Consider the following 12,075-nt stretch of genomic DNA (forward strand, 5'->3'; position numbering starts at 1 on the left):
AAAAAAATGATCTATAAATAAAAAGAGGAAAGCTTGACAGCTAAGTCAAAAAAAGACCTATCGCCAATAAGAAAAAGAAGAAGATAAGAAAAGATTCATAAAAGTTTTTATCTGATAACAGGTTAAATCTGCATGTATTTTTTGTTTCATAGTTCGTTTTAATCCAAAAAATTTGATTTTTTACTGAAAATTAAAAATACTTCAGTAAATACATGATAACAACGCATCATAAAATATTCAAGAAGAACTAATGTCATCTAGTTTTTAACCAATCTAATAGTTAATATTAAATTTATTACGAGCTAGTGTAAGTATTGCCTTTACAGCTTCTTCTGCATCTTCTCCAACAGCTTCTACATTAATCTTAGCTCCCTTATCAGCAGCTAAGATTAAAATACCCAAAAGAGATTTAGCATTCACAATCTCTTGTTGGTATTTCAATGTAACATCTGCTTTAAAGCCTGTAGCGCATCTAAGCAATTCCGTTGAAGGACGTGTATGTAAACCTTTTTCATTAACTACAATAAAAAAGTCTTTGTATTTTTTTTTCATTTTAGAATTAAAAACACTTATATTAAAGCAAGCTTTAGTTGATATAATTTTTTATAGTAAAGCAGCTTTTTATTTATTTCACCTTGAAAGTGTTTTTTGACTCAATAAATAATGCTGCTGTAAAAAATTATACTTTATATTGAACTATCATACTAGAAAAATTTGCTTTAAGGCCCTTCAAGAAAATCTTCCAGTTGGGTTACTAGTTGGTCAAAGGAGCGCATGACAATCTTAACAGCTTCTGTAGAACGCATATCTACACCTGCTTCTTTTAGAAGATCTAAAGGATTTTTACTGGAACCAGCAGATAAAAATTGTAAATATCTTTCCCGAGCAGAAGCTCCTTCACTACAAACTTTTTCTGCTAAAGCATGAGCAGCACTAATCCCTGTTGCATACTGGTATACGTAAAAATTATAATAGAAATGAGGAATACGTAAACACTCAACATCTAATTCTGTATCTAAGCTAAAATCTTTACCGAAATATTCTTCATTTAGCTTCCGATATTGATCCTTTAAGACAGCTGGAGTTAAGACTTGAGAAGAATCTACCTTATCATGCATGTACAACTCAAATTCTGCAAACATAGTTTGCCGAATTAAAGTAGATCGGATGGCATCTAACTTTTGATTGACCAAGAATGCCTTTTGTTCTTTTGTTTGCGCTTGTTTAAACAAATAGCGAAAGAGCAACTCTTCATGGAAGGTAGAAGCTACTTCTGCTACAAAAATACCATATTGAGAATACTGATAAGGTTGATTTAAACGACTGAAATAGGAATGCATACTATGACCTACTTCATGAGTTAAGGTCATCATATCATTAAATGTTCCCTGATAATTCATCAAAATATAGGGCATGCTATCATAACATCCGCTTGAATAAGCACCTGAGCGTTTACGTGGCGTTTCATAACGATCTACCCAACGTTCATCCGTTAATCCTTTTTTAACAGCTTCTTGATAATCTGCCCCTAAGGGAGCTAAAGAAGCCACAATCCACTCCACAGCTGTATCGTAATCGACATCCATTTCCATATCTTTTACCAGTGGCACAAATAGATCATAGGCATGCAGGCTTGGAACTTTTAAATGTTTTTTACGCAAAGAAATATAGCGATGTAGAGAAGGCAGATGTTCATGCACCGACTGAATCAAAGAAAAATAGACTTGAGGGTCGATCTCATTCACATAAAGAGCAGCCTCTAAACAAGAAGGGTATTTACGTGCTTTTCTTTCAAAGACATGCTTTTGTACTTGACCCTGTAATAGTTCGCTAAGCGTATTTTCATAAGCTAAAAACCCACGGTGGAGCGTTTTAAATGCATTTTCCCTTAATGTGCGATCTTTTTCTTTCAAAAGAGTTAAATACTTACCATGAGTCAAAGCGTGCTTATTCTCTTTGCTATCACATATATCTGGAAATTTTAAATCTGCATTATTAAAAGCTCCAAATGCTTGGCTGGAGGTTTCTAGAGATTTGCCTGCAAGAGCCATTAGCTCTTCTTGTTCTTGAGATAAGGTGTGATTTTTAAGACGGATGATTTTTTCTAAATACAAACGATAAGAAGCTAAAATAGGATCTTTAATCAAAGCGTCTAATGTTTCCTCCGGGGCTCGCAATAAAGCTGGCTCAATCCATGCTGTTTCTTGGCGAAAGGCATACAAAATCGTACTAATACGAGACATAGCTATTTTTGCAACCTCTTCTGCTACATCTTCGTCATGTCTTAAATGAGCATAGGTATAAAGCTTAGATAGCTGCCTTTCCATCTCCAAACAAGTCTCAATAAGCCCCTTTAATTGCTCTGGGTTTTCTTGCCAACTAGACTCAAAAACTGCAATCTCTGGCCAATGAGGGGTTTGCTTCTCTCTTGCAAAAAGCTGCATTTGACTTTCCCAAACCCTCCAGGAGCTATATAGCTGTTCCACATCCCAGCAATCGTTTTTTTGCATTTGCTCCCTTGAGTGAAAAGACGGGGTATAAACCTGTTCTATTGTCATGATAGCACCTTTTAAGAACTTATAATAAAGATGCTATCATACTCAAAATCTCTTTGATTAGTCAACTCTATCTCTTGCAGAGTTCTTATCGTTAAAATTTTTTATTGATATTTTTTAGCACTATAACAGTAAAAGTGCTAATTTACGTTGTCAAAATTCCCTTATTTTTCTACAATGAAGCCTGAAGTTTTTTAACAAATTTACAAAGAGAGGCCCCCTCTCTTTTTATTATTTCCTTCAAACCCTTTACTTAAAAGGAGATGAAAATGACAACCGCAATTAAAAAAAAATTTAAACCTTTAGGAGATCGTGTTCTCGTACAGCATACGGAAGAACAAGAAACACTAAGAGGTGGCATTGTGCTCCCTGATGCAGCCAAGAAAAAAGGGCAATTTGCTACAGTTATTGCTGTTGGCACAGGCGCTACCACACCTGAAGGAAAACCAATCCCTATTTTAGTTAAAGAGGGAGATAAGGTTTTAATCGATAAATATGCTGGTCAAGAAGTAACGATTGAAGATGAAGAATTCGTTATTTTACGAGCAAACGAAATTATTGCACTTATCAATTAAGCCAAAAAGGAGTTATCTAATATGGCCAAAAACATGAAATTTAAAGAAGAAGCTAGTCAGAAGATTCTAAAAGGAGTGCGCACACTCGCTTCTGCGGTTAAAGTAACCTTAGGCCCTAAAGGACGAAACGTTGCTATCGAAAAATCTTATGGTGCACCTGTTGTAACAAAAGACGGCGTAACAGTTGCTAAAGAAATCGAGCTAGAAGATAAGCACGAGAACATGGGCGCTCAAATGATTAAAGCAGCAGCTAGTAAAACAGCTGATAAAGCAGGAGATGGAACTACTACTGCTACTGTTCTAGTCGAAGCTATGTATAGTGAAGGTTTGCGTCACACTACAGCTGGAGCTAATTCTACAGCAATTAAACGAGGAATTGATAAAGCTACAGAAGCAACTGTTGCAAAGCTTAAGAAGCTCAGTAAGCCTATTAAAGACAAAATCGAGATTGAGCAAGTAGCAACAATTTCTGCTAATGGAGATGCAGATATTGGACAAACGATTGCTAAAGCAATGGAAAAAGTGGGCAAAGATGGAACTATAACGGTTGAAGAAGGCAAAGGACTAGAAACAACTCTTGATGTTGTAGAAGGAATGAGCCTTGATCGTGGTTATGTATCCCCTTATTTTGCGACAAATCGAGAAACACAAGAATGTGTTTTTGAAGATCTTTACATTCTACTTTATGAGAAAAAAGTTTCTTCTGTTAAAGAATTTGTCCCTATTTTGCAATCCGTTGCTGAAACAGGTCGTCCTTTCCTAATCATTGCAGAAGATGTAGAAGGAGAGGCTTTGACAACTCTTGTGTACAATCGTCTTACTACAGGTCTTAAGATTTGTGCTGTAAAAGCTCCTGGTTTTGGAGATAGACGTAAAGCGATTCTAGAAGATATTGCTATTCTAACCGGTGGTCAATTAATCAAAGAAGAGCTTGGTCACAAACTAGAAAAAGTAACTCTTGATATGCTAGGTCGAGCTAAAAAGGCGGTTATAGGTAAAGATAGCTTTACTCTAGTAGAAGGCGCTGGAGATAAAGTAAAGATTGAAGAACAAAAAGCATTATTGCGTTCTCAAATCGAAGATTCTGAGTCTGACTACGATCGCGAAAAACTACAAGAGCGTCTTGCTAAGCTTGCAAGCGGCGTAGCAATCATCCGCGTAGGAGCTGCTACTGAAGTGGAAATGAAAGAGAAAAAAGATCGTGTAGATGATGCGGTTCATGCAACTCAAGCTGCCGTAGAAGGTGGAATTTTGCCAGGCGGTGGAGTTTCTTTCATCCGCTGTATTCCAGAATTAGAGCAGCTATGCAATAGTTTAACCGATCCTGATGAAAAAGCAGGGGTAAATATTGTGATAAAAGCGCTAAGCTCACCTTTACGTCAAATTGCTGAAAACGCAGGCTGTGAAGGTTCTGTTATCGTTCAAAACGTAGCTAAAATGAGCACTTATGAAGGATGGGACGCTTTAAATGATAGCTACTGCGATATGGTAGAAAAAGGGATTATCGATCCTGCAAACGTATCCATTTTTGCTATTCAAACAGCAGCGTCTACTGCTGCGATGCTTTTGACAATGGAAGTGATCATTGCACAAGAACCAGAAGAGAAGATGCCAAGCCCAGCTGGCATGCCAGGCGCAGATTATTAATCTGTAAATTGCAAAAAGGCGCTTAAATCTTTTAAGCGCCTTTTTTGTTTTCTTGCATCAAAGATTTTTTTTATTTATCTTGAGAATTAAGATAGAAAAGAAGAGGTTCTCGTGAAATCATTTTGTTTTGGATTGGTAAAGCTAGTTGTTATTATTCTTCTGGCTTTAATTATTTTTGCATTTATCGCTAAGTCTAGGCTACCTGATATTGTTTCTAATAACTTATCCAAAAAAATAAACGTCCCTGTACAGATAGATGATATCCACCTCAATTGGAATAGGATCGATATAGATAAAATTACCATCGGCAACCCATCAGGGTCTGTTTTACCAAAAGCTTTTTCCTGTGATCGACTCTTTTCCCTAGCCCCCTTTACCAACTACTTAAAAAGACATGTTGTTATTGATCAAATCGAAATTGATAATGTGTACCTAGGATTAGAATTCAAATCCCCCCTAAGCACAGATGGAAATTGGTCTAAAATTATAGATCAAATCAACACTTCCTCTACAAGCAATTTCCGCACTGTTTTAATCCGCAAATTGATTTTAACCAATATTGATGTAGATCTAGTCTACCTCTCTGAAGGAAACTCCGTTAAACGCCTTCGCCACATCGATCGAATTGAGTTAAACGATGTCAGCAGTGAAGAAGGCATTCCCGCTAATCAAATCACCTCTCTTGTCATACAAGAGATGATTAAGCATGTCTTGCTAGAACAAAATCTACAAAACCTGATCAAAGATGTAATCAAAAGCCCAGAAAAAGGTATAAAGAAGATCCTAAATCCTTTTAAGAAGATTTTTAATACAAAAGTAGTATTAGAAGAAGAGCTGGTAAGTTAAATCCTTAATCTCGTCATTGGATCTAGGTACATTCTGATCGGTGATTTGATATCCCTCTTTTACTTGGAAGGCGCGAATCTTTTCTTTTTGATCACCGTCTAATTCAGCAATATGATCGAGAAGGTCTGTTAAAAACTGCAGCCTATCAGGTACAATTCCCTCTTCTCTAAAGATAAAAGGACCCAAAGCACGTAAATGCAGATCCTTTAGAGCTTGTTGATCGTTTTCTTTTCCCAATCTGAGATTAAATAAAGCCTCGTCGATACAGGCACTCATGTTTCCTCGATCTTTGTTATCCTTACAAACAGACGCCATTATACAAATGTGATAATCTGCTTTAAAATACTCCTTCAAATAAGAATAAAAAATAACTAGTAAAACTCGTCTTTCTGTTTCATTAAGTTTAGGTTCTTGTTTCTTAGGAAAATAAAGGCTATGCAAATCATCAAGTAATTGCCTTATCTCCTTCTCTAGCTTTTCCTTTTTTCTTGCAGCAGATTCTCTGAATTTTTTAGGGACCTTAAACCCGTCTTTTTCTCTTATTACATTATTTACTAAGTTTTCCTTCCAGCTTTCAAGATTTTCCTTACTTATTTTACTAACGACAGGACCATCAAAAGGTAGCGAAAGGAAATAGAAGACTTTATCATGTGTCTCTTCAAGTTTTTGGATAGCTTCTGCACGATTATTATCTGCAGACAGTACAGAATCATTGTTTTTTTTCTTATCCATATATTGGTGATTTACATGTAGAAAAGGGATTTCTTTTCTCTGTAGGCAATCTAAAAATCCTATAAACTCAAGGGCTATAGCGGTAGCATTGCCTCCCTTAAACCGAGCCAAAAACGATTGTTTTGTTTCAATAGTTGGCGTTGGGTAACGGATATAATAAACATCATATGGTTCATCGACTTGTTTAACTCTATGGATCGACCTTAGCTCGGGTATGTTTGCGCTACAAAGTTGATCAGAGTTGAGACCTGCTGCATTACAGGCTTTTTCGCAATTTAATAAAATGGATTGTCTTACTGTTTTACGCTGCTTGCTTAAAATTTTATTATCTTCCTTTATCAATTTACTTATATTACTAGAGGTCATATTTCGCGATGAATCAAATCCGATAGTATTTTTAAGAATTTCTTCTTCAAGATCAGTAAGAACTGTATAAATAAACTTAGCAAAGCAGAGTTCTTGAATAAGACAAGATAGCTTTTCATATTTATTGTTTTTATATTCTTTTGTGCTAATAGCATCTCTTAAAGCATGAGTATATTCTTCATAATCTTTGGATGGCTCATTACTAGAGTGTTCTTTTAACAATTTATCTATAACGCTAACCAAGTGTTTATGTATAAGCAAAGAGCTTTTTCCAAAAATCGGTGCAAATTTAGAATCTATAGGCTTTCCTACAACAAACAGTTGCAAATTCTCTAAGAAAGCTTCAGAAATTACTTGGAAGTTAAAATCTACTGGAAAGTTCTCCGATAAATATTTTTCTAACGCCTTTTTTTGTGCTACTAAGCTCATTGAATACTTATCTGTAGGCATTTCTATGGGAATTTTCTCTATAACTGGTAACATAGCTGGAGTTGCTGTACTAACCAGAATGTTTTCTGTGCTTTCTGCAAGAGGCGAAACCTTTGCGTCTAATGATGCATTTTTCTCTACTACTAAACTCTCTTGATTCTCATGTATTTCTGTAGGAGCTGACTCTATAATTGCTTGCATATCCCGAGTGCTTTCTATACTACCCAGTGTATTTTTTAAAAAAGCAGCAAGATCCAATAGATCCTCTTTTTGCTGCTTAATATTTCTGTCAGCTAATAACTTAAGCCCACAATCGAAAAGAAAGGCAAACAACCCAAAAAAGACAATCCCGCTTACCTTAACTATCTTTAATATTGTAGAATCTGTAGAAATAGGAATAAATTTATTAGTATAATAATATTCTGATAATTTAACAAACATGTAATAAACACTCTTTATTTTAATATTATATATCTTAAATACTACAAATTACAAAGTATTAGAACAAATAAAATAAGATGAATAATTACAGATTGAGCTGATTAAATTATTTATTAATCAGCTCAAGAAGAGATGCGTCTACAAAGCTTTATTTGCTTCTAATAAAGCTGATACTTTTTGTTCTACCAATTCTGCATAATGCTCTCCTCCAAAAGAAAAATGAGCTTCTGTAGAAGAGGTATTGAATGCCTTAGGAGGAATCATATAACCGTGCGCATCATTTACCAATCCAAAAATAGATACCTGGCAGCCAAGTGTGTCTCCTAGTTTTTTGAGTCTTTGATCATAAAAACAGCTAAGTTCTCCTGGAATAGTCACAAAGGCATGAATATGATCAAAAACAAGTAGGTTAATTTCACTTTGATATTCTTCAATAGGTAGAGTTAGTCCAAAGGGTGTTGGTTGTGGTTTGAACGAGTAGACATGTTTGTCTGTCTGAATGTGCATTGATTCCTTAGTATTGATTGAATGTAAAATCTTTTGGACCGTTTCTGCTAAAGATTTGCCTAAAGTATCGCAATGAAGATATTCCTGTTTTTCATCAGTTGTCTGTTCATTTTTTTTAAGGGAAGTAAAAATGTTTTGTGTTATTTCAGCTAAAGCCTTACTTACAATTAAGCATTGTTCTTCTTCGCTAATACGAGGAATAATATCTCCCTGGGCTCCGTTAAAATAGATCGTTTGTCCATTTTCCTCTGAGATATAATCTCTTGCATATCCTACAAAGTCTGCAGAGAAAAGCAGATTTTCACTACTAAGGACTGTGGGATGCACAGGATAGTTAAAAAGCACAGCTAATGGACTATCATCTATTTTGGTCACCTTAATTACAGTCACGTCGGATAAAGGAGTAGCTCCTACTGGCCAAGTACCTCGATATTGACTTAGGTCTTCTGCTTTGCCATAGCCAATTCCTATTTTGGCAGGGATTGGTTTCTTACATGCTTGAATAATAGCTTTAGCCGTTTGTTTTACATATAGCTCAACTAAGGCAGGGTCATAAGGTCCTGCTAAATACTCCCCTAATCCTGGGATATTTAAATATCCTCCTCCACCGGAATGGGTATGAGAAGAAGCTATATATATCTCACAATTGGATAATCCTTCTTCTGAATGAACTTCTTCTATCACCTTTTGAGTCATTTCGTAGTTGAAACCTAAGTGGTCCACACTGCATAAAACAATCTGCTTTTCTTCATTATCAATAAAGAGCGCCATTGCCCATAGAGGATCGTGTACTCCTATCATGTTCGTATTTCTTGCATATCCAGCTGAAGGGCTATCAATAGGAGGCGTAATCTCTTCTTTTGAGATTCCTACCATAAGAGAAGCCATAACCCAAATAGGCATCATTAAAAAAGCAATTGAGCTTAAAGCAAATTTCCCTAACATCTTATTTTCTCCTGAGTGCAATTAACAAAGGATAAATGATAACAAAAAACTTCAAAAAATCATACAAAAACCACTTATGTAGTAAATTCATGAAATATAAAAATATGAACTTTTACTTTGCTCTACTGACATTTATCGGTCTGATCTCTTGTGCATATTCCGAAATGAGTTTAGAGGAAAAAGTGGGTCAACTTCTCATGGTGCATTTTCATGGAGAAGAGGCTAATCAAGAAGCTAAAACACTTATACAAGATCTGCATGTGGGAGGAATTATTTATTACAATTGGTGTAATGGGCTTTCATCCGCTTCCCAGATACATAATTTAAGTACAGGTCTACAAAAACTAGCTACAACCTCTCTTCTTATTGCAGTCGATCAAGAAGGAGGTCTTGTTAATAGATTAAAACAAGGGTTTACTCTTTTTCCAGGTAATCTGGCTTTAGCAAAAACAAAGCAGCCAGAACTTGCAGAAAAGTCTGCTTTTGCTATGGGACAAGAGCTTCTTTCCGTTGGAATTAATATGAATCTAGCGCCTGTTGTCGATGTGAATAACAATCCCTATAATCCAATTATTGGGATCCGTTCTTTTGCTGCTTCAGCAGATCAAGTAGTCCTTTTTGCAAAATCTGCTCTTCAAGGATATCGTAAAGCAGGGATGATCACTTGCCTAAAACATTTTCCCGGGCATGGAGATGTTGTCGTAGATTCTCATCAAGGTCTGCCTATTATTAGAAAAAGCAAAGAACAACTAGATAAACTTGAACTACTCCCCTTTTATCGATTAGCAGATCAAGCAGATAGCATTATGACAGCTCATCTTCTTGTTCCCGCTTTAGATCCCCAAAATTGTGCTACTTTATCTAAAAATATCTTAACTGGTCTCCTAAGAGAAGAAATTGGATTTCAGGGCGTTATTGTTTCTGATTCCCTGGTTATGCAAGGACTATTAAACAACGGCTATTCTATAGAAGAGGCTGCTGTCTGCTCCATAAATGCTGGTTGTGACCTTTTAATACTCGGCGGAAGACAGCTAAACGCTAATTCTTCGTTAAAGCTTACCAGAGAAAAAATTCAAAAAATTCATCAGGCATTATTACAAGCGGTACACTCAGGGGTTATTTCTAAACAAAGACTAGAGGAAGCCCTGCAAAGAGTCCTTAACCTGAAGAGTAAGATACTTCCTTTTTCTAAAGTGGAATATAATAGATTAGAGCACCAAGAGCTCTCTGAAAAAATCGCTTCCCTAGCTCTTCAGACAGTAAAAAACAGATCTATTTCTTTGAAAAAAGAAGTTGTCCTATTTGCTCCTAAAATTCTTAAAACAGATATTAAGCAAACTTCCTTTCCTCAAATAGCAAACGATTTTTTCTTTTTCAGCCTTAACCCTTCTCAAGATGAGTATAATAAGGCGCAAGAATTAGCCGAAAATGCTTCTTCTTTTGTGTGTTTTTGCTATGATGCATGGAAAAATCCTCAGCAAATTAGGCTGATTCAATCTCTTTTAAAGACAAAAAAACCTATTGTTTTACTGTCTGTAAAAGATCCTGTCGATGCTCATTTATTCCCTGATGTAGACATCTTAATTACAACCTTTAGTCCTACTGTTGCATCCATTAAGGCAGCTTATGAAAAGATACAAGATCAACTAGATAACTCGAATTGACGGCTAGAAGCAATCACTCTTTTAGATAGCTTCATAACTCCTATTAAATTAGTTACCAACATCAGAGCTATGGCTATATCTGCTAAATTCCAAATCATATCCACTTTCATCACACTTCCTATGGGGATCAAAAGCACATAAAAAAACCTAAAATAATAAGCTTTTTTATTACCTATTAAAAAACCTAAAGCTTTTTCGCCACAGTAAGACCAGGCTAAAATAGTGGTATAGGCAAATAAAACAAGCGCTATAATGACTATATGCCCTCCTATTGCAGAATTTAATCCTTGGGAAAAAGCATAGGTAACCATATTGGTGCTATATAGATCGGGAACCTGCCAAGCTCCTGTTATAATTAATACAAGTCCTGTAGTTGTACAAACAATCATAACAATGAAAGGAGTAATTAAAGTGGTAATTCCATTAATAATAGGATTTTTAGCATGAGCGCTTGCTTGTAAAATAGGCACTATTCCTGTTCCTGCATCAGTTGCAAAAAGTCCCCGATCAAATCCTGTAGTCATTGCTTTAAGCACTCCCATTCCTAAAGCTCCCCCTATGAAGGAAGAAAAACCAAAAGCGTGTTGAAACATCAATCTAAAAGAAGGTAGGACTTTATCGTATTGCAAAGCGATAATGACAAAAGCGGTGCCTAAATAAATGAGTGCTTTAAAAGGAACTATGTAGGAAGCAAAGTTTGCAATTCTTTGAATACCCCCTAAAATTACTATACCTACTACTGCTGCAAGAGCTATACTACAATATAAAGGATTAAATCCCATTTTTTCTAAAGGAAGAACAACAGAATTAATCTGTGCAAAATTTCCTACTGTAATAGAGCCAAAAAGAGTAAAAACAGCAAACAAAATAGCTAGCATTTTATAACCTAAACCATCTCTTAGGTAATACATAGGACCGCCTACATACTCATTTTTTTCTGTTTTTTGGCGAAAAGAAACGCTTAAAACACAACTTACATATTGAATGGCTGCTCCAAAAAAGGCCATTACCCACATCCACACCAAAGCACCTGGGCCTCCAGTAGCTATAGCTACTGCCATCCCTGATATATTTCCTGTCCCAAAATTCCCTGCTAAAACAGAAGATATAGCGCCAAAATGACTAATATTACCTTCCTGCCCTGTACTTTTTTTAGTGACGCAAAGAAAGCTTTTTTTCAGTTGAAAGATTTGGATAAACCGTAATTTTAGAGTAAGATACGTACCAGAACAAACTATGGCTGGAAAAACTATAAATAAAGTAAAATATTCAATAAAATTTTTTATATCCATGTATCTCCTTTTTTAAGAGTTTTCATGAGTAATATGTAAAAAACAATAGCAGCAAAAAGATTAAAAGTTGATCGTA

The 12,075-nt window shown here is 35.6% G+C and carries 9 protein-coding genes; 4 read left to right on the forward strand and 5 right to left on the reverse strand.

What is annotated here, in order from left to right; all coding sequences use genetic code 11:
* Positions 1 to 273: 273 nt before the first annotated feature.
* On the reverse strand, positions 274 to 552 hold the full coding sequence (locus RHTP_RS05310; RefSeq protein WP_138107085.1) for an HPr family phosphocarrier protein: 279 nt from the start codon (positions 550 to 552) through the stop codon (positions 274 to 276).
* A 167-nt stretch (positions 553 to 719) separates the two neighbouring features.
* A complete protein-coding gene (pepF, locus tag RHTP_RS05315) occupies positions 720 to 2,558 on the reverse strand; it encodes an oligoendopeptidase F (RefSeq protein WP_138107086.1) in 1,839 nt (612 codons plus the stop codon).
* Between the two features lie 266 nt (positions 2,559 to 2,824).
* Between pepF and RHTP_RS05320 the strand changes: the two genes are divergently transcribed.
* From RHTP_RS05320 to RHTP_RS05330, 3 genes are all read left to right on the forward strand, one after another.
* Positions 2,825 to 3,130, forward strand: a complete 306-nt coding sequence (locus RHTP_RS05320; RefSeq protein ID WP_138107087.1) for a co-chaperone GroES — start codon at positions 2,825 to 2,827, stop codon at positions 3,128 to 3,130.
* A gap of 21 nt (positions 3,131 to 3,151) precedes the next feature.
* A complete protein-coding gene (gene groL / locus RHTP_RS05325; RefSeq protein ID WP_138107088.1) occupies positions 3,152 to 4,777 on the forward strand; it encodes a chaperonin GroEL in 1,626 nt (541 codons plus the stop codon).
* Between the two features lie 111 nt (positions 4,778 to 4,888).
* Complete coding sequence (locus RHTP_RS05330; protein ID WP_138107089.1) at positions 4,889 to 5,623, forward strand: AsmA family protein; 735 nt, start codon at positions 4,889 to 4,891, stop codon at positions 5,621 to 5,623.
* Here the strand turns inward: RHTP_RS05330 and RHTP_RS05335 are convergent.
* Together RHTP_RS05335 and RHTP_RS05340 are read right to left on the reverse strand one after the other, a co-directional pair.
* Positions 5,600 to 7,591: a hypothetical protein gene (locus RHTP_RS05335; protein ID WP_138107090.1), complete on the reverse strand. Its 1,992-nt coding sequence runs from the start codon at positions 7,589 to 7,591 to the stop codon at positions 5,600 to 5,602. The genes RHTP_RS05330 and RHTP_RS05335 overlap by 24 nt on opposite strands.
* A gap of 138 nt (positions 7,592 to 7,729) precedes the next feature.
* Positions 7,730 to 9,043 carry a neutral/alkaline non-lysosomal ceramidase N-terminal domain-containing protein gene (locus RHTP_RS05340; RefSeq protein WP_138107091.1) on the reverse strand — a complete coding sequence of 438 codons (1,314 nt, stop codon included), beginning with the start codon at positions 9,041 to 9,043 and terminating at the stop codon, positions 7,730 to 7,732.
* Between the two features lie 89 nt (positions 9,044 to 9,132).
* Here RHTP_RS05340 and nagZ point away from each other — a divergent pair, with 89 nt between their 5' ends.
* A complete protein-coding gene (nagZ, locus tag RHTP_RS05345; RefSeq protein ID WP_171005749.1) occupies positions 9,133 to 10,707 on the forward strand; it encodes a beta-N-acetylhexosaminidase in 1,575 nt (524 codons plus the stop codon).
* Here the strand turns inward: nagZ and RHTP_RS05350 are convergent.
* Positions 10,686 to 11,999, reverse strand: a complete 1,314-nt coding sequence (locus RHTP_RS05350) for an alanine/glycine:cation symporter family protein (RefSeq protein WP_138107093.1) — start codon at positions 11,997 to 11,999, stop codon at positions 10,686 to 10,688. The two genes, nagZ and RHTP_RS05350, sit on opposite strands and share 22 nt — an antisense overlap.
* Between the last annotated feature and the right edge of the window lie 76 nt (positions 12,000 to 12,075).

It is taken from the genome of Candidatus Rhabdochlamydia sp. T3358 (genome assembly GCF_901000775.1).
In the GTDB taxonomy this organism is placed as follows: Bacteria; Chlamydiota; Chlamydiia; order Chlamydiales; family Rhabdochlamydiaceae; genus Rhabdochlamydia.